Origin of the sequence: Herbaspirillum sp. C7C8 (genome assembly GCF_022627875.1) — a bacterium.
GTDB lineage: Bacteria > Pseudomonadota > Gammaproteobacteria > Burkholderiales > Burkholderiaceae_D > Herbaspirillum.
In genome coordinates, this window is record NZ_JABXGG010000007.1 from 181,847 (window position 1) to 207,627 (window position 25,781).

Consider the following 25,781-nt stretch of genomic DNA (forward strand, 5'->3'; position numbering starts at 1 on the left):
GCTTCTCCCCCTGCCTGCCGCGGTCCGGCCGACGGGGGCCTTTGTGCTTTCCTTCACAAAACACGATTTTGTTCGCCTACCGCACAGATGCGCAATGACCGAACACATTCGTTCGGCATTGTTTTATACTTTTCGCACAAAAAAACAAAACAGCCGTACCCCCCAACAATCAGAAGAGAGAGACATGAGACCGCAAACCCCTGCCCTGGACGTCCAGGCTTTCATCAACCGCGAGCCCTTCTCGCGTTATCAATGGCTGATCTTTGCGCTGTGCTTCTTCGTCGTCCTGCTGGACGGCTTCGACACGGCTGCCATCGGCTTCATCGCCCCGTCGCTGCTCAAGGACTGGGGCATCGCCAAGCCGGACCTGGCGCCGGTACTCAGTGCCGCCCTGTTCGGTCTGGCCGCCGGTGCGCTGACCTCAGGTCCCTTGGCCGACCGCTATGGCCGTCGCAAGATCTTGCTGCTGTCGGTACTGGTGATGGGCACCGCCTGCATGGGCTCGGCCTTCGCCGGCAACCTGCAGGAGCTGACCATCCTGCGCTTCCTGACCGGCCTCGGCCTGGGCGCGGCCATGCCCAATGCCGTCACGCTCACCAGTGAGTACAGCCCGGCGGCCCGCCGCGCCATGCTGACCAATGCCATGTTCTGCGGCTTCCCGCTGGGAGCGGCGCTGGGCGGCTTCCTGGCCGCGTGGATGATCCCGCTATGGGGCTGGCGCAGCGTGTTGATGCTGGGTGGTGCCGCTCCCCTGCTGCTGTTGCTGGTGATGCTGCCCAGCCTGCCGGAGTCGGTGCGCCACATGGTGGCCAAGGGTTACCCGGCCGGGCGCATCGCTGCGGTCCTGCGTCGCATCTCCTCCTCGGCGGCCAATGTCAGTCGTTTCACCCTGACCGAGACCGGCCCGCAGGGCGACGTCGCCAATGGCAAGAGCGGCATCGCCATGCTGTTCGAACCGCGTTACCTGATCGGCACCTGCATGCTGTGGCTGGCTTACTTCATGGGGCTGGTGATCTTCTATGCGCTGGTGAACTGGATGCCGGTGCTGTTCAAGGATGCCGGCCTGGCACCCAGGACGGCCACGCTCATTGCTGCACTGTTCCCGCTGGGCGGCGTGGGGGCCATCCTGGCCGGCTGGCTGATGGACCGCTACAACGCCAACCGGGTCATCGCCATCGGCTTTGCCGCCACCGCCGTGGCCGTGTTTGCCATCGGCCAGGCGGCGGGCAATGTGGGTGTACTGACGGTGGTAGTCTTCGTCGCCGGCAGTCTGATGAATACCGCGCAATCGTCCCTGCCGGCGCTGGCCGCCGCTTACTACCCGACCCGTGGTCGTGCCACCGGCGTGGCGTGGATGCTGGGCGTGGGCCGCTTTGGCGGCATCGCCGGTTCCTTCCTGGTGGCCGAACTGACGCGCCGTCAACTGGGCTTTGGCGAAGTGTTCGCGGTGGTGGCCACGGCTGCATTGGTCTCGACCGTGGCGCTGCTGGTCAAGCAGGCTTCGGACCGCAACCGTCCTGACGGCGGCAAGCCGCTGATGGTCGCCGATGCCGGAGCGCACTGAACTGCCAGCCTGAAATGAAATGGCCACTGATCTCGCGATCAGTGGCCATTCTTTTTGCGTACTCATGTGACACCATAACCGTTCTACCGCGGGCTGGCACCAAGAGGAGGAAGTCATCCTGGCGGTGAATATTGCGATGATGTCAGGCTGGAAGAAGAGCGTTTCTGCGTGCCGAGCATAGCCCACACGTAACTTGCCTGCTATTGACTTGCCTGGCTCATGCGCGGCATTTGCATCGTATCCTGCATCTGTTTGATGCGAGCGGCATTGGCATCGTCTTGCTTGCGGGTTTCATCTTCTTCCTTGGCATCGGTCACGCCGAAGGCATCGGTCGCACGCGTCTGGAAATAAAGCGTCGAAGACAGCAAGTGATCGTGCCAACTGGTCAACATCGTGTCGTGCACCAGCAGATCGAACAGCGCCATGACATCGTCCGGCAGTGTTGTCTTGCCGCTGGAGGCTGCGATCCAGGCGTCACCCAATAGGAACTCTTCGGGGCTCATCAGGGGGCGGGCGGGGCGGTAAGTCGGCGGCATTCCAGGCGGACTCATTCCCTTTGCCCGCCAGGGGGCTTCACGTTCATCCATCAATTTTTGCCATTGGCTCTTGCGGCGTGGCTCATCATCGATCCGCTTTTGCTCTTGTGCGCGCATCTCGACGATTTTTTTGGACTCGGAATCAAGCCGTTCCCACACGCTGACGAAAGGACGATGCGCTTCATAAATCGTCTTTTGCATCGTACTCTGATCGTCCTGTTGCGCCTTGAATAAGGCACCTGTGGCTCGCCCGTAGCGCTCCTGATCGAATGGCTTTGCGGCTCGTGCTGCCTCGAACTCCGCCTGCGCGATCTCGACGCGTTTCTGTTTGGCGCGTTGCGCCGCCTTCACTTCATCGGCGTGACTGGTCACCGAAGCGCGAAACTCCGGCGATTGATATCGCACCGCCAGCCATTGAATAAACACCTTCATGTGCGCGGCAAAATCAAGACCTTGCGTACGCGGAACGATCTTCCGGTACGCGGCTATCAGGTCCATCATCTGGTAATTGGATTTGCCGTCGTTGATGGGGGCCGCCAGCGAAAACTTCAAGAAAGTTTCTCGTTTATATTTCACAAGATCTTCCATCCTGTCGAGCATCACGCCCGCCATCAGTGCTTCGTTGAGCATATCGCGCAAAGCTACCCGCTGCAGTTCTGCGCGAAATCCCATCGAGCCATCAGGCGCACCACCCGTGATGTCTTCGCTGGTACCCGGATAGAGAAACTGCTCGCCACGGGTTTTCTCGAGACTGTCGAGCCGCTGATAAAAACGCAGTTCATGGGCGGCGGCAAAATGCACACATTTCTTGACGGCTGGCGGCACGCCTAGCGGACGGTCGCCGAAATTTTGCTTGACCATGCCCACCAAGGGCAGAAAACCGATCAGCTTGTTTTCTTGGATCAGTGACGATACAGCATCGAACATACCGAGAAACTTGATGTCGATGGCGTCGCCCTCGATGGCCAGATCTTCTGCATTGGCGCGCTTGTATTTGCGCGCCAGTTCATTGACGAACGCGCGTGCGATGACTGCGCCGCGATCCGCCCCAAATACGGAAACCTGAATCCGTTGCACCTTTGGGATCTGCGCCTTGGCATCCTTCCAGGCAGCCTCGAACTGATCAAGTGCGGCAGTCAGCCTGGCATCCACCCCTGTTCCAAACACGGTTGAGGCGGCTCTGCTGTCTCTCACCAAGGGAATGGAGTCCACGATCAGATCGGAAAAGACCGTTTTTGCCGCAGCCCAGCCTGCCTTCAACGGATTTTTCCTGGCGTCATACAGCAGGCCGCGCACCGATGCCTTGCCGCGCGTCACCCACTCGTTTCCCTCGGCCAGGCGCAAGACATTGCGAATGTTTTCGGGTGCTTCCTTGATATCCTTGATGATGTCCTTGTAGGCTTTTACGACAGGCCTGAACGACATTTCCGACAATGAATCCTTCAAGGCCTTGGTTCCGATCTTGGTCGGAGAAGCCAGCTTTGCGACACCATCCAGCTTGTCTACGCCTGTTGCCTCCTTGGCGGTCGACTTTGCTTTGTCCATCACCGCCTTGCCGGCGTTTGTCGCGACCTTCAATGCGCCGGAGATAATGGCGTTGCTTGCGGCGTCATCATTGAGGGGCGTACCTAACCCGGAGTAGTAAAACGGATACCAGAATTCATTCGGCGTGTCTTTTCTTCGATCATCCTTGTTATCACGATAAGCCTCCCATAAGCGGCAAATGTTGGAGTAGCGGGAGCTGGCCGGATCATCCAAATCTCTGGAGCGCCCGAAACCGTCAAAGAAAAAACCTATGTGTATGTCACACTGGCATGCAAGCTTTTCCGCATTTTTTGTTGCAGCAATATGGCTGGCCATTCCAAGAACGACATTGGGCGGCGTCTTATCCGCAGGACTCAAGGCTGAAGCATTTGCAGTGTTTGCGTTAGCCATTGCTTGCCTCGGTTTTTACATGTTCAAACTTGCCAGCCTTTATTTCGCTTCGCGTCGCCTCAGGGAGGGCTTTTAGTTCTCGTGCGAATTCACCGGGTTTTCCTCTCGTGGAGCTAATGATTTTTTTTACCAAAGGATGTTGATCAAAATCCTTGTTTACCAACAAGGTGTAATAGACATATTGTTCAAGATCATCCGAATTTTCTAAGTGATACTTCACCCAACCCTCGGCTGCTATTTTTGCGACTCTCCGAAAATCGGTCCACCGTCCCTCTTCGCCGCCTGGATTGATCTGACTAGGATATTTCTTTTTCAGTCGATAATTTACTTCTGAGAAATCAATACGAGAACCTCTCAAGTCCGTTCGAAACTCAAATTCGATGTGATCGTCCGGATAAAAATGCAGACCTAGTATTCTGGTGCCAGGTCCTCCTTTGACTTCAGTGGGAGGTAGATGCACCTCTGTTCTTTTCTCTATGTATTTAATCGGAGCATATACACTCTCACCCTCATCGACGTCATACACCCGCCAGTCAACGGTAAATTCTGTTCCTTTCAACGAGTAACAACAGCTAAGACGGCCCTCTCCGGAACCGGGCGGCAAATCTCCACCGCCGCTGGCCCTGTTGCCGTATTTGTCCGTGACGACAAAACGGCTCAAGTTATATGGCGTGTAATTAAACCCCTCAACACTCAAGCCCTTATAGGTCGGTTCCGATGAAAAGGCATCACAGCCGGCCAATGAGACCAGCAGCGCGAGACACAGCGAGACGAGACCTGCTTTTTTCATGCTTTTTCCTTGAAACCAAGTTGGTGTGCCGTTCAGCTCGTGCCGCCGACGGCGATCCCTGGAGGACGTATATTTTTTCTGATGTTGCCCGAGATTGAACATGTCGATGCGCCTTGACGGGCGTTTTGACGATGCGTGATGCGGATTGTTCCCGCAGTGCAGGAATTCATGGTGCGCGGCATGAAGGCTGCGCGAGGCGCGCAAGGCTGGCTTGAGAGCGGGAACGCGAGAGAATCTAATGAAGTGCAAGGCCTGCGGCAAATGCGATACCGTCTCCCCCAGAAGAGCAGAGAGGTATTCCACGGAAATCCGTGACGGGCCATTTTTCTTGGGTTCGAAAAGAACGACGCGGCTCAGATCGACAGCTGCAAACCCTGCGCTTCCTCCCCCGGCAACACCGTCACGGCCACCTGCATGCTCTGCTGCCCCCCACCGATGAGCACGCCGCGCAAGGGCGAGATGTCGAGGAAATCGCGTCCCCAGCCCAGCGTGATGTGACTGGTATCGGGGAAGACGCCATTGGTCGGGTCGGCATCGATCCACGTCCCTTCGCCACCGTCCGCACCGGGGCAATACACCGAGACCCACGCATGCGAGGCATCGGCACCGATCAGGCGCGGCTGCCCGGGCGGCGGTTCGGTCAGCAGATAACCGCTGACGTAGCGCGCGGCCAGTCCCATGGAACGCAGGCAGGACAGCATCAGATGCGCAAAATCCTGGCACACGCCACGGCGATTGACGAAGACTTCGGTCACCGGTGTGGAGACGGTGGTCGCTGCCGGATCGAAAGCGAATTCCTCATGGATGCGCATCATCAATGCGCGCACCCCCTCCACCACCGACAGGCCGGGACTGAAGCACTCGGCCGCATAGCGGATGAACTCGCGCTTGATGCGCACGTGCGAGGATTCGAACAGGAAATTGGAAGCCTCCAGCATGCCCGGCGCCATCAGGCGCCCGCCGTGATAGGCCATCACCGTGACGGCTTCTTCCCACGGCATACCCGGCTGCGGCTGGGCACGCGGCGTGAGCGCAACCCAGGAATCGGCCTGCACATCCAGGCTGGTGTGATCGGTATCGAGCGAGAAAGCCTTGATGACATTGCCGAAATTGTCCTCGTAGCTGCGCACCAGTTGCGGCCCCGGCAGGATGTTGACGGTGTGCGAGAGACACTGCTGCCACGGCAGTTCGCGCGGCGTCAGGTGCAGTACCTGATGCGACAGCCGCACCGGCAGCGAATACTGGTAAGTGGTCTGGTGATGGATGCGGTAGACGTAGCGTTGGTGCCGGGCAGTCATCTCATACCCCCTGGCTGACCGGTGCGGTCAGCGGCGTGAAGTAATGGCGCGAGAGATCGTCGGAGAGCATGTAGCCACCGCTGACGGCATCGCGCATCAATTGCGTCAGGCGTGCATTGGCCTGCGCGACATGGGGATGATCGTGCGCAAACTCGTTGAGGTTCATCGCTTCGAGCTGGGTGGACAGATGCGAGGGAATGGTCATGCTCAGCAAACCCAGCTGCTGCGCAATCTCGCGCATGTATTGCTGCAGCATGCGGAACTGGTAGGCCATGCCATGCGGATTGCTCGCGTCGAACACCAGCAGGTGCAGCACCGGCAGCCACTCCGGCGTGCGCCGATAACGCACGCGATAGGTGACGATGCTGCTGGCCGCCTCCAGCAACCACGAGAGCGCGGCGGTCTGGCGCTGCGGCGGCAGGCGCAGGAAGTTGTCCAACAGCGCAGCCATGTTGGCCATGCGTTCGATGTGACGGCCCACCATCAGGAACTGCCAGCCGGCATCGCGCGTCATGTCGTCCAGCGCATGACCGGCCAGGCCCGAGCAGGCATCGATCACGTTGCCCAGCACGTGCTGCGCCGCGGCGGGCGTATTGATGCGTTCCTGCACCATGGCCGGCATCTTGGTCAGCGCGTGCCAGTTGTCCAGAGAAAGATGTTCGCGCACCTGATAGGCGGCATTGGCTAGCTGGCGCAATTGCGTGGCCACGCTCACCGGTGCGGACGGATCGACCACCGCAGCCTGCAGACTCTGCTGCAAGCCGGTGATGGTCGGGCGCGGTTCGGATTTGGGCATCTGCACACCCAACTGACTGCAGATCCACGACACGCTGCCTAGCATGCCGCGACTCTCGGTCTGGCCATCCATCGTGTATTGCAGCGTGGTGCGCAAGAGGCGCGAGAGATTCTTCACGCGCTCCGAATAGCGCCCCATCCAGAACAGGTTCTCGCCCGAGTGTGAGGAGACGTCGACCGTGCCCCTGATGACCGTGACGTTTTCTGCACCATGACGCTCATCGGCCATGGAGGCGTCGGGCCGCTCCTCTTCGCGCAGTACCCACACATCCTTGCTGGTGCCGCCCTGCTGCATCGAGACCACATCGCGCCGCTGGCGCGGGGCCACGCGCGTGAGACCGCCCGGCATGACCTGATACCCCCCCTGACCATCGGCTACCGCAAAGACGCGCAGACTGATGGTGCGGTTCATCAGGCGATAGTCACCACTGCGCGACATCACCGGTGCCTGCGACAGCCGTACCCATTCCTGGGCGGCATAGGCATGAGGCTGCAATTGCAGGCTTTCGATCAGACGACGACGCGCCGCCCCCGTGACGGTATGCCCGAAGACCGGCTGCATGCGCATCGAAGAAAATGCCGGCACGATCACCAGCTCATCGAGATGCGCCAGTGTGTAATCGAGCGCCGGTTTCTCGCCACACCACCACGACGCCACCGAGGGCAACAGCAGCGATTCGCCATACAGGCGTTCGTTGATGGCCGGCAGGAAGCCGTGCAGTGCCGTCGACTCCAGCACGCCACTGCCCAGCGAATTGGCGATGACCACATTGCCCAGCCGTGCGGCCTGCGTCAGGCCCGGCACACCGAGAGCGGAATCGGCGCGCAGTTCCAGCGGATCACAATAGTCATCGTCCATGCGGCGCAGGATGGCGTGCACACGGCGCAAACCGTTGAGCGTCTTCAGGAACACCTGGTCGCTGCGCACCGTCAGGTCCACCCCTTCCACCAGCGGAAAGCCCAGCGTATGGGCCAGGAAGGCGTGTTCGGAATAGGTTTCGTTGTAGGGGCCCGGCGTGAGCAGCACGATCAGCGGCACCTCGCCCTGGGCCGGTGCCAGGCGCGTCAACATCGCGCGCAGGGTATGGAAGTAGCGGTGCGGCGACTCCACGTGCATGTCGCGCAGCGCCTCGGGCATGGCGCGCGCCATGATCTGGCGGTTCTGCAGCGCATAGCCGGTACCGGACGGACCCTGCGTGCGGTCCGACACTACCCACCAAGTACCATCGGCCGACCGTGCCAGGTCGATCGCATAGGCATGCAGATGCACGCCGCCCGGTGGCTGCCAGCCGTGGCAGGGCATCAGGTAGCCGTGCTGGCCGAACACCAGCGCGGGCGGCAACAGACCTTCGGCGATCAGGGTCTGGGGGCCGTAGATGTCGGCGAGCAGGCCATTCATCAGACGCGCCCGCTGGGCCACGGCGCGCTCCAGGAAATCCCATTCCTCGGAGGACACCAGGTGCGGCAGCAGATCCAGCTCCCAGGGGCGGTTGGCGCCCTTGGGGTCGGCATAGACGTTGTAGGTCACGCCATCGGAGGCGATGGCGTCGCGCACCTCGTTGGCGCGCCGGCGCAGCATCTCCGGCGAGAGGTTTTCAAGCTGGTCGATCAGCGTTCGCCAGTGCGGGCGCAGGCGGCCGTCGGCGGCCAGCATCTCGTCGTAACGATCGCTGGCGACCGGATAGCTTTCCAGTAGACGCTGGGGCATAAGTCAGTGAGTGGCCGGGCTGCGCGCCGCGCCTGCAACGGCGCCCGGCTCAGTTTTAGAAGTAGCGTAAGTCTAACGTAAAAGGAAACTCGATAGACGCCCGCGCCGGGGTGAGCTGCCATTTTCCCGGGGTATGGTTCATGCGGAAATAGCGCGCCAGGCGGCGGCTTTCCGCCTCGAAGGCATTGACCGGGAAGGTTTCGTAATTGCGGCCGCCCGGATGCACCACATGATATTGACAACCGCCCAGGCTGCGGCCATTCCACGTATCGATCAGGTCGAAGGTCAGCGGCGAATCCACCGGGATGGTCGGATGCAGCGCCGACGGCGGCTGCCAGGCCCGATAACGTACACCGGAGACGAACTGCCCGACGGTACCGGTCGGCTGCAGCGGCACCGCAACGCCGTTGCAGGTCAGCACGTAACGGTCGGAGGCCATGCCGGTGATCTTGACCTGCAGGCGTTCCAGCGAGGAATCCACATAGCGCGCCGTGCCGCCGCCACTGTTTTCCTCGCCCAGCACGTGCCAGGGTTCGAGCGCAGTGCGCAATTCGACCTGCATGCCCTTGACGGCATAGTCGCCGATCTTGGGGCAGCGGAATTCCATGTGCGGCGCGAACCATTCGGCCCGCATGGGATAGCCGGCCTCGTTCATGTCGGCCATCACGTCGGCAAAATCCTGCTCGATGAAGTGCGGCAGCAGGAAGCGGTCATGCAGTTCCGTGCCCCAGCGCACCAGGCGCGCCGGCTTGTAGGGCTCTTTCCAGAAGCGCGCCACCAGACCACGCAGCAGCAGTTGCTGGGTCAGGCTCATGCGCGCATGCGGCGGCATTTCGAAGGCGCGCAGTTCCAGGAGGCCCAGGCGGCCGGTGGCGCTGTCGGGGGAATACATCTTGTCGATGCAGAACTCGGCGCGGTGGGTGTTGCCGGTCACGTCGATCAAGAGATTGCGCAGCAGGCGGTCCACCAGCCAGGGCGGGCATTCCCCTTTGGCGACCTGCTTGTCCATCTCGCTGAAGGCCAGTTCGATTTCCACCGTCGAATCGTTGCGCGCCTCATCGATGCGCGGCGCCTGCGAGGTCGGACCGATGAACATGCCCGAGAACAGGTAGGACAACGAAGGATGATTGTGCCAGTAGGAGATCAGGCTGCGCAGCAGATCGGGGCGTCGCAGGAAAGGTGAATCACTGGTCGTGATGCCGCCCAGGACCATGTGATTGCCGCCCCCGGTGCCGGAATGATGGCCATCGAGCATGAACTTTTCTGTCGTCAGGCGCGAGGCCCGTGCGGCCTCATACAGGTGGGTGGTCTGCTCGACCAGTTCGCTCCAGTTGTTGGCCGGCTGGATGTTGACCTCGATCACGCCCGGGTCGGGCGTGACGCTGAACTTGCGCAGACGCGGATCGTGCGGCGGCTCGTAGCCTTCCAGCAGGACCGGCTGCTTGAGCTCCTCGGCCACGGCCTCGATGGCGGCCACCAGTTCCAGATAATGCTCCAGCTGCGCCAGCGGCGGCATGAACAGGTAGAACACGCCATTGCGTACCTCGGCACACAGCGCGGTGCGGGTCAGCCAGTTGGCTGATTCGAAGGGGGCGGGCACGGTCTGGGTAGCGGTGCTGGCCGCCGTAGTGGCTGCACTCCTGCGGCCTTCGCCAGTGATGGCAGCGGCCGCGCTGGCAGCCTTGTCCGGGCGCGCCGCCGGTTCCTGCGGACTGCCCAGCTGGCGGCGGATCTCGGCGCTGCTGGGCAAGGGGCGGAAGTTCTGGGTGGGATCGGCCGGATGGACGGCGGGATACTCGCCCTCCTTGACCCAGGGCAGCGAATCCAGCGGCAGGCGATAACCCAGGGGAGAGTCGCCCGGATACAGGTAGCAGCGCTCACTGCGCAGGAACCACGCACCGCTCTGCCAGCCGAGTCCATCGTCGCGACGCGCCAGCGGCAGCACATGGCCGACCGCACTTTGCAGGCCCTGCGTGAAGACCTTCATCAGGCGCTCGCGCTCCTGCTTGTCATCCACGCGCGAATCGAATGGATCGACGTTGCCCGGCAGGCGGCGCTCGCGCCACATGTAGTAGAACACGTCTTCATAAGCCGGGAAGACGTTCTTGCCATCCACCTGCAAACGCTGCGCCACGCGATGCAGGAAATGGCTGGTGACGATCTTGTCGATCACGTTCGGCCGGGTCTCGTCGCCGATCAGGGCGGGATTGAGCCAGATCGGTTCACCGTCGCGGCGCCAGTAGCAATTGAGCGCCCAGCGCGGCAACTGCTCGCCCGGATACCACTTGCCCTGGCCGAAATGCGGCAGACCCTGCGCGGCGTACTTGTTGCGCATGCGGTGATACAGCTCGGCCGCCAGCGGCTTCTTGGTCGGGCCCATGGCGGCGGTGTTCCACTCCGGCTCGTCCGGGTGGTCCAGCGAGACGAAGGTCGGTTCGCCGCCCATGGTCAGGCGCACGTCATTGGCCTTCAGGTCAGCATCGATGGCATGGCCCAGTTTCTCGATGGCGGCCCATTGTTCTTCGGTGTAGGGCTTGGTCACGCGCGGCGCTTCCCAGATGCGCCTGACCGACATCAGGTGCTCGAACTCCACCTCACAGGGATCGACCAGGCCGCTGACCGGCGCAGCCGAGGCCGGCTCGGGCGTGCAGGACAAGGGGATGTGGCCTTCCCCGGCGAACAGGCCCGAAGTCGGGTCCAGCCCGACCCAGCCGGCACCGGGCAGATAGACCTCGCACCAGGCGTGCAGGTCGGTGAAGTCGGCCTCGGGACCGGAGGGACCATCCAGCGATTTCTGGTCGGCGGTCAGCTGGATCAGGTAGCCGGAGACGAAGCGCGCGGCCAGGCCCAGGTGGCGCAGCAACTGCACCAGCAACCAGGAGGAATCACGGCAGGAGCCGGACTTCAGGGTCAGCGTTTCTTCCGGCGTCTGCACGCCGGGTTCCATGCGGATGGTGTAGCCGATGTGATTGGCCAGCTTCTGGTTCAAGGCCACCAGGAAATTTGCGCTGCCCACCTTCTCGCGTGGAACGCTCTTGAGGAATTGCTCGAACAACGGCGACAACGGCAGTTTCTGGCGATAGGGCAACAGCTCGTTCTGCAGGTCCTCGGCATACTCGAAAGGGAACTGCTCGGCGTAAGGTTCTAGGAAGAAATCGAAGGGATTGATGACCGACATCTCGGCCACCAGATCCACCTCGATCTTGAATTCGGTGGTCTTCTCGGGGAACACCAGGCGTGCCAGGTAGTTCGATTCCGGGTCCTGCTGCCAGTTGATGAAATGCGGCTCGGGCAGCACGCGCAGCGAATAGCTCAGGATGCGGGTACGGCTGTGCGGGGCGGGACGCAAGCGGACGACTTGCGGACCCAGGTTGATGGCACGGTCGTACTTGTAAGAGGTGACATGGTTCAGGGCCACGTGGATCGACATGGAATTCCTTTACGACAAGCAAATGGTCAAGCGCGGGGCTTGGTTGTTGGCGATATGCGGAGCAGTTCTCCTGCATACCTTGTTTTTCTTACCGCCTGATTACTTTCCTGATGACTATCCTGTTGGAGCTACCTCGTTGTGAGTGTATGTGAGAGTGTTAGTGCCGGGCGAAGAAAAACTTAAACTTTCGATCCTGAAGACTAAGTTTTTCACTCGCGTCGGTGAGCACGCCGCAAGCTCACCGGTGATTCATGTTAATGAAATCCCGCAGCCGCGGATAGATCTCGTTGTCCCAACGTCGTCCGTTGAAGACACCGTAATGCCCCACCGCCGTCTGAACATGGTGCAGACGCCTGTAGGGCCGGATGCTGCTGCACATTTCCTGTGCGGCCACGGTCTGGCCGACCGCACAGATATCGTCCTTCTCGCCCTCGATGGTGAAGAGCGCGGTGCGACGGATGGCGCGCGGGTCGACCACGCGTTCGCGGTAGGTCAGCTTGCCCAGCGGCAGCGCATGTTCCTGGAACACCGTGCGAACCGTTTCCAGGTAGAACTCCGCCGGCAGGTCGGCCATGGCGAAATACTCTTCGTAGAAATCCCTGATCTGTGCCGCCTGCGCCTGCTCGCCCTCGACCAGATGATGATAGAGCTTGCGGAAAGCCTCGATGTGGCGGTTCAGGTTCATGTTCATGAAGGCGCCCAGCTGCACGAAGCCCGGATAGACACGCCGCCCGGCCCCGACATGGCGCGCCGGAACGGTGCTGATCATGTTCTTTTCGAACCAGCTGATCGGCTTGCTCTTGGCCAGCGCGTTGACCGCGGTCGGATTGACCCGGGTATCGAGCGGCCCGGCCATCAGGGTCAGGGTGCGCGGCTGCGCGGGGTGATTGTCCTCGGCCATGATCGAGGTGGCAGTCAGTGCGGCCACCGTGGGCTGGCACACGGCCAGCAGATGCGCGCCGGGACCGAGCACCGCGAGAAAATCGATGACATGGGAAACGTATTCATCCAGACCAAAGCGACCATACTCCAGGGCAACATCGCGCGCATTGCGCCAGTCGGTGATGTAGACATCATGGTCACGCAGGAGCGTCCTGACGGTCCCGCGCAGCAGCGTGGCGAAGTGGCCCGACATCGGCGCCACCACCAGCACCTTGGGTTGGGCATCCGAGGTTTCCTTGCGGAAACGCAGCAGGCCACAGAAGGGCGTGGCGCTGATTTCCTCCTCGTGCACCGCAATTGTGCGCCCACCATCGACCACCTCGACGATGTCGAAGGGCGGGCGTGCATGGGTCAACTGGGTGCGCGCAAAGACCTCGCAGGCCGAGGCCATCTTGCGCAGGGCCGGATTGACCGGCATGCCGGGCCAGGTCGCTCCCAGCAGGGGCGCCATCATGCGGGCACAGGCCCGCAGCGGATCGGTGGCGTCGGCGTAGTTCTGGTAGAGCTGATAGGTATTGATCATGAAGCGCCGCCCTCGGTTGTCTCTTTTTGGTGTCCGCTCGCCCCGCCATCGATGCAATTGTCGTGCCATTGATGGTGACGCAAGCCCCGCGCGGACGGCATTTGTGCAATGCCGGATGCGCCAGATGGCTGCGCACATCACCTCGCGCACGCTCGATCGACTTTTCCCGCGAGCTGGCACAAGCCTTGCAAGTAGCGGTAGGCGGTCCGCTCCGGCGGCCCGTGTCCGCCCCGAGCGCAGACGGTGCGGACGATGAAGATGATGAACAAGACACCGCCGCTCACGCGGCCGCGTGCCCAAAGTCAACCTGCACAAAACAGATAAGGGACTGACATGCCTAAGACGACTTTGCGCATCACCAGCAAGAACTACTCCTCGTGGTCCCTGCGCGGCTGGCTCATGGCCAGGTTCGCCGGGCTCTCTTTCGAGGAAGACATCGTACCGCCGGACGATCCGTCGGCACGGGCAGAGATCCTGCTGCTGTCTTCCTCCATCCTGGTACCCAGCCTGCACCATGGCGACGTACTGGTATGGGATACGCTGGCCATTGCCGAATATCTCAACGAAATCCGCCCCGGTGCAAAGCTGCTGCCGGCCGACCTCGCCGCCCGTGCGCATTGCCGCTCGGTATGCGGTGAAATGCACTCGGGCTTCTCGGCCCTGCGCGCAGCGCTGCCGATGAATCTCAAGGGCCACTTCCCCAACTTCAAGGTGTGGTCCCGCGCCGAAGCCGACATCGTGCGCATCACCACCATCTGGAAGGAATGCCTGGCCAAGTATGGCGGCCCCTTCCTGTTCGGCGAACAGCGCACCATGGCCGATGCCATGTACGCGCCCGTGGTGACGCGCTTCATGACCTATGACGTCAAGCTCGATCCGATCTGCACCGCCTATGCCAAGCGCATCATGGCCATGCCGGAGATGCAGGAATGGATCGCGGCAGCCAAAAAGGAACCGGAGGATATCGACGAACTGGACGTGGAATTCTAGGGCGCAGAAGCATCAGCACCAATGAGCAAAGGCAGCAAAGTCGCGCCCGTTTTTTGTCGCAGGCCCATGGCGGGAGACCGCAGAAAGGATGGATGTGATGAATACCGCAGCTGATCCAAGCGTACTGGCGCAAAACACCTTCTCGCATGTGAGCGAGGGCGACACGCCCTATGAAACCGGCGGTCTGCGCGACTTCTTCCTGTATCGCGACCTGGGCATTGCCGCCGCTACCGGCGGCCAGGTGGTGGCCCAGCTGGTCAAGGCCAACATGGCGCCCCAGACGGGTACCGGGTGGCACCGACACGAAGCCAACTTCCATATCGTCATCATGTTGAAAGGCTGGGCGCGCTTCATGTATGAAACCGAGGTCACGCTGGTCAAGGCGGGCGATTGCGTGCACCAGCGACCGGGCATCGTGCACTTCCTGTTCGACTATTCGCCCGACATGGAATATCTCGAAATCGTTAGTCCGGCCGACTTCAAGACCATCGATATGCCGGCCCCCTGTGCGGTTCCCGCAGCCACGCCGTGGAATAACTGAAGCCGCTGCGGGTCTGCGTTTGATGGCAGCAGCCCCGCGCCTTCGAGGAGCAAAAGCATGCAATTTTCCTCTGTCAAAAATTTCAAGCCTCTGTTAGTCTTTCTTCATGCACGCTGGCTCTGGCGTGCAGGTGCAGTTCCCTAGCGCCATCGCTTCATGCCGTACCCACGCTGTAGTTTTGCCGTACCCACCGCCTCTGTTTTCGTTACAACCCACTTAGAAAGATTCCCGCTCCCCACGGGAACACGAAGCAAATCTATGGCACATTTTTTTGATGAGATGTATTCAGGAGGCGCCGGCAGCGAAGCAGGTCAAGTGCGTCAGCACTATGCAGAATTCGCCAGCTGGCTTTCCGCGCAATCGCCGGAAATCATCGCCCGCAAACGTGCCGAATCCGACCTGATCTTCCGCCGCGTCGGCATTACCTTTGCCGTCTATGGAAACGATGCCGGCACCGAGCGCCTGATCCCCTTCGACATCATCCCGCGCATCATCCACAAGGCCGAATGGGCCAAACTGGAAGCGGGACTGGTCCAGCGCGTCAAGGCGCTCAACATGTTCATCCACGACATCTACCACGAGCAGAAGATCGTCAAGGCCGGCATCATCCCGCCCGAGCAGATCTTCCAGAACGCCCAGTACCGGCGCGAGATGCAGGATGTGAACGTGGTCAACGACATCTACGCCCACATCGCGGGTGTCGATATCGTGCGCGCGGGCGAAGGTGAATTCTACGTCCTGGAAGACAATCTGCGCGTGCCGTCCGGGGTCTCCTACATGCTGGAGAACCGCAAGATGATGATGCGGCTCTTCCCCGACCTCTTCAAGCGCCACAAGATCGCGCCGGTCGATCACTATCCCGACCTGCTGCTGGACAACCTGCGTTCGGTGGCCCCGGCCGGGGTGACCGATCCGACCGTGGTGGTGATGACTCCCGGCATGTACAACTCGGCCTACTTCGAGCATGCCTTCCTGGCCCAGCAGATGGGGGTGGAACTGGTGGAGGGGCAGGATCTGTTCGTCAAGGACAACGTGGTCTACATGCGCACCACGCGCGGCCCCAAGCGGGTCGACGTGATCTATCGCCGCATCGACGACGACTTCCTCGATCCGCTGGCCTTCCGTCCCGATTCGGCCCTCGGTGTGCCGGGCCTGCTGCAGGCCTATCGCGCCGGCAAGGTGACGCTGACCAATGCCATCGGTACCGGCGTGGCCGACGACAAGTCGATCTATCCGTATGTGCCGGACATGGTGCGCTTCTATCTGACCGAAGAACCCATCCTCAACAACGTACCGACTTACCAGTGCCGCAAGAAGGAAGATCTCTCCTACACCCTGGCCAATCTGGAAAAGCTGGTGGTCAAGGAAGTGCACGGTGCTGGTGGCTACGGGATGCTGGTCGGCCCGGCCTCGACCAAACAGGAAATCGAGGATTTCCGCGCGCGCATCATCGCCAAACCCGATGGCTACATCGCCCAGCCCACGCTGGCCCTGTCGGTGTGCCCGACCTATGTGGAGTCCGGCATCGCGCCGCGCCACCTGGATCTGCGTCCCTTCGTCTTGTCGGGCAAGCAGATCACCATGGTCAAGGGCGGCTTGACGCGCGTGGCCTTGAAGGAAGGCTCGCTGGTGGTGAATTCGTCGCAAGGCGGCGGCACCAAGGACACCTGGATTCTGGAGAAATAAGATGCTCAGCCGTACCGCCGATCACCTCTTCTGGATGGCCCGCTACACCGAGCGCGCCGAGAACACCGCCCGCATGCTGGACGTGCACGTACAGACCGCGCTGCTGCCGCAATCGGTGGATGACGCCGAGCAGGGCTGGCGTGCCGTGCTGGGCATCTCGGAACTGCTCTATGGCTACAACCAGAAATACGACAAGCTCACGCAGAAGGATGTCATCGACTTCATGGTGCGTGACCCCAACAATCCGTCCTCGATCGCCTCCTGCCTGCGCCAGGCGCGCGAGAATGCGCGCGCCGTGCGCGGCGCGCTGACCACCGAAGCCTGGGAGATCCAGAACGCCACCTGGATCAAGATGCAGTCCTACCTGCAAACCAATGCGCTGGAACAGAACCCCAGCGACTTCTTCGAATGGGTCAAGCATCGTTCGCATCTCTCGCGCGGTGTCACCATCGGCACCATGCTGGAGGACGAGGCCTTCCACTTCATCCGCCTGGGCACCTTCCTGGAACGTGCCGACAATACGGCGCGCATCATCGATGTCAAGTTCCACGGCACCAAGGAAGCGCAGTCGCAGAAGCTCAATGGCCAGTCGCAGTCGCAAAGCCAGGCCGCCCGCGATGAAGCAGGACAGCTGGACTTCTACTACTGGGCGGCGATCCTGCGTTCGGTGTCGGGCTTCGAGATCTACCGCAAGGTCTACCGCGACGTCATCACGCCTGAACGGGTGGCCGAGCTGCTGATCCTGCGCGCGGACATGCCGCGTTCGCTCTTGGCCTGCATGGGCAACGTGATCTCCAACCTGCACCATGTGCGCAACGATGTCTCGGCCGATACCGAGCGCTTTGCCGGCAAGCTGCATGCCGACCTGAAGTTCGCCCGCATCGAGGAAATCCTGGAGGCCGGATTGCACGATACGCTCACCGAGTTCCTGGAGCGCATCTTCGAGCTGGGCAATCGCATCAGCCGCGATTTTCTTGTTCCTTTGGCAGCGTAAGCCGCTCCGGCTGTGCCTGGCGCGCAAGAAAGAAGCACAGCCGCTGTCATCTTTTCGGGAAACAGGCCGTTACTGTAGGTACGTCACGACAGATGCCCCCGGCGCGCACGCTCTGGCGCCGGGCCTTACGGTAAAATCCGGCTTTCCGTTTCCACGTATCACGTTGCCATCATGACCTACTGCGTAGCCATGCGCCTCAACAGCGGCCTGGTGTTCCTGTCCGATTCGCGCACCAATGCGGGAGTGGACCACATCGGGACCTTCCGCAAGATGAGTGTTTACGAAAATCCGGGCGACCGCGTGATGGTCTTGATGACCGCCGGCAACCTGTCGATTTCGCAATCCATCCGCCAGATGCTCACCGAGCGCACCAATGCCGAGGGACGCAGCATCTGGACCGCCACCACCATGTACGAAGCCGCGCAGATCCTGGGCGACGCCATTCGCGCCGTGCATGACCGCGAAGCCGCCGAGCTGAGCAAGTTCGGTATCGATTTCAACGTCAGCATCATCTTTGGCGGACAGATCCGTGGCGAGCGTTGCCGCCTGTTCCAGATGTATTCCGCAGGCAACTTCATCGAATCGCACGATGAGAACACCTACTTCCAGATCGGCGAATCCAAGTACGGCAAGCCCATCATCGACCGCGTAGTCACCCCCCAGACCTCGCTGGACGAGGCGGCCAAGTGTGCGCTCATCTCCATGGATTCGACCTTGAAGTCCAACATCTCGGTGGGCCTGCCGCTGGACCTGCTGGTCTATGAAAGCGAAGACCTGGCCGTGACCCGCTTCGTCACCATCGATGAGCAGAACCAGTATTTCCAGATGATCCGGCGCAGCTGGGGTTCGCAATTGAAGCGCGTCTTCGAGGCCATCGACGATCCGGTCTGGGATGCCCCACCGGAAGACACCCTCAATGTGCTCTCGACGGCCACCGACATCAGCGAGCCGGTGCGCGTGCCGCCGCCCAATGGCGTGGCGAGGGGACTGCAGGCGGTACCGCGGCAGATCCTGGCCGAACAGGATGGGGATGTCGGGCAGGCGAGCTGAACTGTTAGATTTTTCTTTTTGGAAACTTAGTTTTTGTTTTGATAAAACTAAGTTAAAACCAAGTTTTCATTTGGCGGGAAATGTTCTGCCGGAAATAAAAAAAGGCTGCATTCCGAAGAATGCAGCCTTTTAAACTTTGTAAATCCTTAAAAGGATTTACATGATTTGCATGGCTTTGCCTGTCCGGCTTAGCGCACGATGGTCTGTGCTTCGCCTTCGGCGCGGGCGCGGATGGTACCGATGCGGTAGACGGTTTCACCAGCGGCCTTCAAGTGAGCTTCAGCAGCGTCGGCGTTTTCCCGGGAGACGATCACGGTCATGCCGATGCCACAGTTGAAGACGCGGTGCATTTCCGCATCGGCCACGCCACCGTGCTGCTGCAGCCAGGTGAACAGCGGCGGCATGGTCCAGGACTTGGCATCCAGTTCAGCGGTCAGGTGATCCTGCAGCACGCGCGGGATGTTCTCGACCAGGCCGCCACCGGTGATGTGGACCATGCCCTTGACTTCCAGCTTCTCCATCAGCGACAGCAGCGGCTTGACGTAGATGCGGGTCGGGGCCATCAGTACATCGGCCAGCTTGCGGCCGTGGAAATCGGCGTCCAGGTCCGGCTTGGCCACCTCCAGGATCTTGCGCACCAGCGAATAACCGTTGGAATGCGCACCCGACGAGGCCAGGCCCAGCACCACGTCGCCCGGGGCAATCTTGGTGCCGTCGATGATCTTGGACTTTTCCACCGCGCCCACGGCAAATCCTGCCAGATCGTATTCACCATCGGGGTACATGCTGGGCATTTCAGCGGTTTCACCGCCGATCAGGGCGCAGCCGGCCTGTTCGCAACCGGCGGCGATGCCCTTGATGACATCGGTGGCCGAGGGCACGTCCAGCTTGCCGCAGGCAAAGTAATCCAGGAAGAACAGCGGCTCGGCGCCCTGCACCAGGATGTCGTTGACGCTCATGGCCACCAGGTCGATACCGACCGTATCGTGACGATTGAGGTGGAAGGCCAGCTTGAGCTTGGTGCCCACGCCGTCGGTACCGGAGACCAGCACCGGCTCCTTGTACTTCTTGCTGATCTCGAACAGGGCACCGAACCCGCCAATGCCGCCCAGCACGCCTTCGCGGGTAGTGCGCTTGGCGAACGGCTTGATCGCTTCGACCAGGGCGTCACCGGCATCGATATCGACGCCAGCGTCACGGTAGGAGAGGGAGACATTGGAAGGTGAAGTCATGATGAAATATTGCCAGTGAAGACGGTAAAATAGGGGATTCAGGGGCGAAGCCGCCCTGCCAAGCCGTGATTTTAACAAAACCGACACTCCCGAACTCCGAATCCATGCCTTTTTCTTTATCCGAAGAGCAAAAACAGAACCTGGCGTGGCTCATTGTCGGCATTTTGCTATTGACGCTGCTGGTGGCACTGGGGCCGATGCTGTCCCCCTTTGTTGCCGCCGGCATCATCGGTTATGCGCTCAACCCCGGCGTGGACTGGATCGCCAGCCGTCGCATCGGTCCGGTCCGCGTCCCGCGTTTCGTGGGCGTGACGATCATGGTGTTGCTGCTGATCCTGGCTGGCCTGGCCCTGGTGCTGATCGTGGTACCGCTGGTGCTGCGCCAGATCCCGCTGCTGCAGGCCCAGATACCGCCGCTGCTGGACAAGTTGAATGCCTTCCTCTCGCCGCGCCTGCACCAGCTGGGTATCGACGTGCGACTGGACCTGGCCGGCATCAAGGCCTTGCTCACGCAGCAGATCAGCACCAGCGGCGACGAGCTGTGGAGTTCGGTGCTGGCCTCGGCCAAGGTAGGCGGCACGGCGCTGCTGGCCTGGCTGGCCAATCTGCTGTTCGTGCCGATGGTGCTGTTTTACCTGCTGCAGGACTGGCATCCCTTCCAGAAACGCCTGCAAATCCTGATCCCGCGCCGCTGGGCCGGTCGCGTCAACACCATGGCGACCGAGGTCGACAGTCTGCTGGGACAGTACCTGCGTGGACAATTGCTGGTGATGCTGGTGCTGGCGGTCTATTATTCGGTTGCGCTCAGCGTCGCCGGATTCGACAGCGCCCTTCCCGTGGGCGTGTTGACGGGCCTGCTGGTGTTCATCCCCTACGTGGGTTTTGGTCTCGGGCTGGTGCTGGCGATACTGGCGGCCATCCTGCAATTCGATGGTGCCATCGGCCTGTTGTGGGTGGCCCTGATTTATGGCGTGGGACAGGTGCTGGAAAGCTTCATCCTCACGCCCAAGCTGGTGGGCGAGCGTATCGGCCTGCATCCGCTGGTGGTGATTTTCGCCTTGCTGGCCTTCGGCCAGTTGTTCGGATTCGTCGGCGTGCTGCTGGCGCTGCCGGCCTCGGCCATTGTCTCGGTGATCGCCATCCATGTGCGGCGCGAGTATCTGGCCAGCAATTTTTACAACCGTTGAAGAGTCTATGATTGATCACAGCCCCCCTGCCCTTGCAGGACGCTGCGCAGGCCCGGGCGCTTGGCGCCGTCCTGCATTAACTGGCTGCCATACCCTGACAGCCGCCGTAGCTGATACACGCCGATGAAACAGATTCCGCTCGATTTGAGCGCGGACCAGCCGCAAAGCTTCGACAGCTTCGTGACCGGCCGCAATGCAGAACTGCTGGAGCGCTTGAAGCTGCTGGCCACGGCCGGCGCGGAGCAATCCGCCCAGCGCGGCAGCGCCAGCACCGACCGCTTCATCTACCTCTGGGCCGAAGCCGGTGCCGGCAAGACCCACCTGCTGCATGCTCTGGCCACCAAAGCCGGACAGGAAGGCCAGCGCGCACGCCTGATCGGTGCCGACTCTCCCGACGCCGCCTTCGACTATCACCCGCAGACCAGCCACTACCTGCTCGACGATGTCGATCAGTTGTTCGAGGAACAGCAGATCGCTGCCTTCAACCTGTTCAACCAGATCCGCGAACAGGGCGGCTGCATGGTCTGCACCGGCACCCTGCCCCCGACCCGCCTGGAGTTGCGCGAAGACCTGCGCACCCGGCTCGGCTGGGGCCTGATCTACCAGGTGCATGACCTGTCGGACGACGAAAAGATCGCCGCCCTGCTGCAGATCACCCTGGACCGCGGCCTGGAGATCCCTCCCGCCGTGATGATGTACATGCTCACCCACTACCGGCGCGACATGCCCTCGCTGTCGCGCATGCTCGACGCGCTGGACCGCTACTCGCTGGCCACCAAGCGCGCCATCACCCTGCCCTTGCTACGCGAACTGTTACAACAGGAATCCGGAGAACAATGAACCTCGCCCTTTTCGATCTCGACCATACCCTGCTGCCGCTCGACTCCGACCACGAGTGGGGCGAATTCATGGCGCGCATCGGCGCCGTGGATGCCGACAGCTTCCGCAAGGCCAATGACGAATGGTTCGCCCATTACCAGAACGGCACGCTCGATCCGGTGGCTTACCTGGAGTTCGCGCTGGGCAACCTGTCGCGCTTCACGCGCACACAGCTCGACGAGATGCACCTGCAATTCATGGACGAAGTGGTCAAGCCCGCCATCCTGCCGCAAGCCGTAGCCCTGGTGAAGAAGCATCTCGACGCCGGTGACCTGGTGGCCATCGTCACCGCCACCAACCACTTCGTGACCAAGCCCATCGCCTCGCACTTCGGCGTGGAACACCTGATCGCCGCCCTGCCCATGCTCGATGAAAAGGGCAACCTCACCGGCAAGCTCGACGGTACGCCTACCTTCGGCCCGGGCAAGATCGTGCATACCGAAGCCTGGCTGGAACGCCTGGGCTTCAAGCTGGCCCAGTTCGAGCGCAGCTACTTCTACAGCGATTCGCAGAACGACATTCCGCTGCTCGAACGCGTGACCGATCCCATCGCCACCAACCCCAACGACAAGCTGCTGGCGCATGCCCAGGCGCGCGGCTGGCCGGTGCTGAACCTCTTCGCCGACGGCCACGCGCAATGATCAAGAAACTGATTCGCTCCATTCTGGGCCGGGGCAAGACCGCCGCTGCCGAGGGCACCGAGCCGCCCAAGAAATCGCGCGCCAAGGCGGGTGCCAACGGGGGGAAGATCGAGCCCGACGTGCTCGGCCCCAAGCAGCACGGCATCGATCCGGCACTGGTTTCGCCCAATGCGGTGCGCGTGACGCAGACCCTGCAGGAAGCCGGCTACAAGGCCTTCATCGTCGGCGGTGCGGTACGTGACCTGCTCCTGGGCATCAAGCCCAAGGACTTTGATGTGGCCACCAATGCCACGCCGGAACAGGTCAAGCAACTGTTTCGCCGCGCCTTCATCATCGGCCGCCGCTTCCAGATCGTGCATGTGATGTTCGGTCAGGAACTGATCGAAGTCACCACCTTCCGTGGTGCCTCGGCCGAAGCGGCGCCCAAGGATGAGCACGGCCGCGTACTGCGCGACAACACCTTCGGCGAGCAGCATGAGGATGCCACCCGGCGCGATTTCACCATCAACGCGATGTACTACGATCCGGCCAGCCAGGCGGTGCTGGATTATCACGGCGGCATCGCCGACATCCGCGACAAGAAACTGCGCATCATCGGCGAACCGGAAGCGCGCTACCGCGAAGACCCGGTGCGCATGTTGCGCGTGGTGCGCTTCGCGGCCAAGCTCAAGTTCACCATCGACCCGGCCAGCAGCGCGCCAATCCGCGTGATGGCCCCGCTGATCGACAACGTACCCGCAGCCCGTGTCTTCGATGAAATGTTGAAGCTGCTCATGAGCGGCCATGCCCTGGCCTGCCTGCAGCAGTTGCGCAAGGAGGGTCTGCATCACGGCCTGCTGCCGCTCTTGGATGTGGTTCTGGAACAGCCGCTGGGGGAGAAGTTCGTCAGCCTGGCGCTGGCCAATACCGATGCCCGCGTCAAGGAAGGCAAGGGGGTCTCGCCGGGCTTCCTGTTCGCTTCGCTGCTGTGGCATCAGGTGCTGGAGAAATGGCGTGCCTACCAGGCTGCCGGTGAGTATCCGATCCCCGCGCTGCATCTGGCCGCCGATGACGTGCTCGATGCGCAAACCGAGAAGCTGGCACTGCAACGCAAGATCGCCTCCGACATGCGCGACATCTGGGCCATGCAGCCGCGCTTTGAACGTCGCGTCGGCAAGGCGCCCTACAAGCTGTTGGAACATCTGCGCCTGCGCGCCGGTTTCGATTTCCTGCTGCTGCGCTGCCAGTCCGGTGAACTCGATGCCGAACTCGGCGAATGGTGGGAAGCCTTCATCGCCGGCAACGGTGCCGAGCGTGAAGAACTGATCGCCCGCAAGCCGGCCGATGCCGCCAGCGGCGGTGCCGGCCCCAAGAAGCGCAAGCGCCGAGGCGGACGTAGCCGCAGCAAGTCTGGCGCCGACATGGGCGGCAACGACAGCGGTATCGAGCAGGAGAGCACGCTGCCCGCAGAGACCCGCACACCCGCCCTCAAGGAAGCGGCCGAGAGCGCCGCTGAACCGGCCGACGCCGGGACCGCAGAAGCTCCCAAGCGCCGTCGCCGTCGTCGCAGCAGTAGTGGCGCTGGTGGTAGCGGCGCGGGTGGTGACAGTGCGCCTGCGGGCGACGACTGAGCCGCGTGGCATCCTCTTTCACGCGGGCCTGGATCGGTATCGGTGGCAACCTGGGCGATGCCCGCGCCACCGTCGAAGAGGCGCTCGCCCACCTGGCCCGGCTGCCGCAGTCGCAACTGCTGCGCAGCTCCTCGCTCTATCGCACCGCCCCCATCGATTCCAGCGGCGATGACTACGTCAACGCCGTGGCGTTGCTCAGTACCTCACTCACGGCGCTGGATCTGCTGCACGCCCTGCAGGCCATCGAACTGCAGCACGGACGCGAACGCCCCTATCGCAATGCCCCCCGCACGCTGGATCTGGATGTGTTGATGTACGGGGATGCACGCCTGCAGGAAGAGGCACTGATCGTCCCGCATCCGCGTATGACGCAGCGCGCCTTCGTGCTGGTGCCCATGCTGGAGATCGATGCGGACGTGGTGATCCCGGGACAGGGACCGGCCCGCGATTTTCTCGATGCGATCAAGAACCAGGCCATCAGCCGGCTATGACTTGCTTGCCGCGACAGGAAAATTTCATTCCTGCCCGATGGGCTCCCCTCCTGCGCTGACGTACAAGCAAGCCCAACAGGCCGGGAAAGCCTGGTCGTCATCGATTCACAATCGATAGGCATCTCATCAAAATCATCTTGCAGCTTCGCAATGAATTGATATTCGAAAGCGATCGAATTGCTTGAAACCTGGGTTCTTTAGTTTCCAGCAAATGAGACATTTCTGATTTTTAGCGCCGATACAAAAAAATAGACTGCTGCTCCGATCGTCTTGCCCTTTCGCAAGGCGGGTATCACGGAGGAGAGTCCTTTGAACCGGCTGCGCTACAAACTGATCTTCAACCGTCATCGCGGCATGGTGATGGCAGTGGCAGAAACCGCGTCTGTCATCAGTGCCAAGAGGAGAGGAACGGCCCGAGCCGCAATGGTGCCGCTCACGCTGCTGCCATGGCGCACCGCGCGCATTGCACTGTGCGTTGCCCTGGCATGGCAGAGCCTGTCGCATGCGCAGATCCTGGTCGACCGCAACGCCCCGCGCGAACAGCAGCCGTTGGTGGTCAGGGGCGCCAATGGCGTGCCGGTAGTCAACATCCGGCAGCCCAACGCAAGAGGACTCTCGGTCAACAGCTATCGGCGCTTCGATGTCGATGAGCGGGGCGCCATCCTCAACAACGCAGGCGGATCGAGCAAGACCGAACTGGGCGGCTACATCGCCGGCAATCCCTGGATTCCCCAGGGTGGCGCGCAGGTCATTCTCAACCAGATCAACTCATCGGACCCGAGCTACCTGCGTGGCTTCATCGAGGTCGCCGGCAACCGGGCGCAGGTGATCATTGCCAATCCCTCCGGCATCACCTGTGCCGGTTGCGGCTTCATCAATGCGCAGCGCGCCACCATGACCACGGGGACGCCGGTCATCCGACAGGGCAACCTGGAGAGCTATCGTGTTGGCGGCGGCGT

General features: G+C 61.5%; 19 protein-coding genes. 12 read left to right on the forward strand and 7 right to left on the reverse strand.

Features of this window, described 5'->3' with window-relative positions; all coding sequences use genetic code 11:
• Positions 1–184 precede the first annotated feature (184 nt).
• Positions 185–1,564, forward strand: coding sequence for an MFS transporter (locus tag HWE01_RS11115; protein WP_175342630.1), 1,380 nt, complete (start codon positions 185–187; stop codon positions 1,562–1,564).
• Between the two features lie 200 nt (positions 1,565–1,764).
• On the opposite strand, the gene HWE01_RS11120 is transcribed toward HWE01_RS11115, so the two are convergent.
• The 6 genes from HWE01_RS11120 to HWE01_RS11145 all read right to left on the reverse strand — a co-directional run bounded on the left by HWE01_RS11120 (position 1,765) and on the right by HWE01_RS11145 (position 13,521).
• The gene (locus HWE01_RS11120; protein ID WP_241821837.1) at positions 1,765–4,035 is read right to left on the reverse strand and encodes a phospholipase effector Tle1 domain-containing protein; all 2,271 of its coding nucleotides are present in this window, start codon (positions 4,033–4,035) and stop codon (positions 1,765–1,767) included.
• On the reverse strand, positions 4,028–5,128 hold the full coding sequence (locus HWE01_RS11125) for a hypothetical protein (RefSeq protein WP_349641002.1): 1,101 nt from the start codon (positions 5,126–5,128) through the stop codon (positions 4,028–4,030). Before HWE01_RS11125 ends, HWE01_RS11120 begins: the two co-directional genes overlap by 8 nt.
• Positions 5,129–5,178: 50 nt before the next feature.
• On the reverse strand, positions 5,179–6,123 hold the full coding sequence (locus tag HWE01_RS11130; protein ID WP_175342629.1) for a transglutaminase family protein: 945 nt from the start codon (positions 6,121–6,123) through the stop codon (positions 5,179–5,181).
• A 1-nt stretch (position 6,124) separates the two neighbouring features.
• Positions 6,125–8,626 (reverse strand): circularly permuted type 2 ATP-grasp protein, encoded by a 2,502-nt coding sequence (locus HWE01_RS11135; RefSeq protein WP_241821838.1) that lies wholly within the window; start codon positions 8,624–8,626, stop codon positions 6,125–6,127.
• Between the two features lie 55 nt (positions 8,627–8,681).
• Entirely contained in the window at positions 8,682–12,056 is a 3,375-nt protein-coding gene (locus HWE01_RS11140) for a transglutaminase family protein (protein WP_241821839.1), read from the reverse strand.
• Positions 12,057–12,294: 238 nt separating this feature from the next.
• Complete coding sequence (locus HWE01_RS11145; RefSeq protein WP_241821840.1) at positions 12,295–13,521, reverse strand: polyhydroxyalkanoate depolymerase; 1,227 nt, start codon at positions 13,519–13,521, stop codon at positions 12,295–12,297.
• A gap of 333 nt (positions 13,522–13,854) precedes the next feature.
• Between HWE01_RS11145 and HWE01_RS11150 the strand changes: the two genes are divergently transcribed.
• The 5 genes from HWE01_RS11150 to HWE01_RS11170 all read left to right on the forward strand — a co-directional run bounded on the left by HWE01_RS11150 (position 13,855) and on the right by HWE01_RS11170 (position 18,782).
• A complete protein-coding gene (locus tag HWE01_RS11150) occupies positions 13,855–14,511 on the forward strand; it encodes a glutathione S-transferase family protein (protein WP_008325524.1) in 657 nt (218 codons plus the stop codon).
• A gap of 97 nt (positions 14,512–14,608) precedes the next feature.
• Positions 14,609–15,052, forward strand: a complete 444-nt coding sequence (locus HWE01_RS11155; protein ID WP_241821841.1) for a cupin domain-containing protein — start codon at positions 14,609–14,611, stop codon at positions 15,050–15,052.
• 258 nt (positions 15,053–15,310) lie between these two features.
• Positions 15,311–16,738: a circularly permuted type 2 ATP-grasp protein gene (locus tag HWE01_RS11160; RefSeq protein ID WP_008325520.1), complete on the forward strand. Its 1,428-nt coding sequence runs from the start codon at positions 15,311–15,313 to the stop codon at positions 16,736–16,738.
• A 1-nt stretch (position 16,739) separates the two neighbouring features.
• A complete protein-coding gene (locus HWE01_RS11165; RefSeq protein ID WP_008325514.1) occupies positions 16,740–17,732 on the forward strand; it encodes an alpha-E domain-containing protein in 993 nt (330 codons plus the stop codon).
• Between the two features lie 171 nt (positions 17,733–17,903).
• Positions 17,904–18,782: a proteasome-type protease gene (locus tag HWE01_RS11170; protein WP_034349656.1), complete on the forward strand. Its 879-nt coding sequence runs from the start codon at positions 17,904–17,906 to the stop codon at positions 18,780–18,782.
• A gap of 188 nt (positions 18,783–18,970) precedes the next feature.
• Here the strand turns inward: HWE01_RS11170 and purM are convergent, their stop codons facing one another.
• On the reverse strand, positions 18,971–20,014 hold the full coding sequence (gene purM / locus HWE01_RS11175; protein WP_008325512.1) for a phosphoribosylformylglycinamidine cyclo-ligase: 1,044 nt from the start codon (positions 20,012–20,014) through the stop codon (positions 18,971–18,973).
• A gap of 104 nt (positions 20,015–20,118) precedes the next feature.
• Between purM and HWE01_RS11180 the strand changes: the two genes are divergently transcribed.
• The 6 genes from HWE01_RS11180 to HWE01_RS11205 form a co-directional block, all read left to right on the forward strand.
• On the forward strand, positions 20,119–21,201 hold the full coding sequence (locus HWE01_RS11180; RefSeq protein ID WP_241821842.1) for an AI-2E family transporter: 1,083 nt from the start codon (positions 20,119–20,121) through the stop codon (positions 21,199–21,201).
• 123 nt (positions 21,202–21,324) lie between these two features.
• Positions 21,325–22,041, forward strand: a complete 717-nt coding sequence (gene hda, locus HWE01_RS11185) for a DnaA regulatory inactivator Hda (RefSeq protein ID WP_008325510.1) — start codon at positions 21,325–21,327, stop codon at positions 22,039–22,041.
• Positions 22,038–22,721 carry a histidinol-phosphatase gene (locus tag HWE01_RS11190; protein ID WP_008325509.1) on the forward strand — a complete coding sequence of 228 codons (684 nt, stop codon included), beginning with the start codon at positions 22,038–22,040 and terminating at the stop codon, positions 22,719–22,721. Before hda ends, HWE01_RS11190 begins: the two co-directional genes overlap by 4 nt.
• Complete coding sequence (pcnB, locus tag HWE01_RS11195; RefSeq protein ID WP_241821843.1) at positions 22,718–24,331, forward strand: polynucleotide adenylyltransferase PcnB; 1,614 nt, start codon at positions 22,718–22,720, stop codon at positions 24,329–24,331. Before HWE01_RS11190 ends, pcnB begins: the two co-directional genes overlap by 4 nt.
• A 5-nt stretch (positions 24,332–24,336) precedes the next feature.
• Positions 24,337–24,822, forward strand: a complete 486-nt coding sequence (gene folK, locus HWE01_RS11200) for a 2-amino-4-hydroxy-6-hydroxymethyldihydropteridine diphosphokinase (RefSeq protein ID WP_008325507.1) — start codon at positions 24,337–24,339, stop codon at positions 24,820–24,822.
• 309 nt (positions 24,823–25,131) lie between these two features.
• A partial coding sequence (locus tag HWE01_RS11205) for a two-partner secretion domain-containing protein (protein WP_241821844.1) occupies positions 25,132–25,781 on the forward strand: 650 nt, incomplete at its 3' end.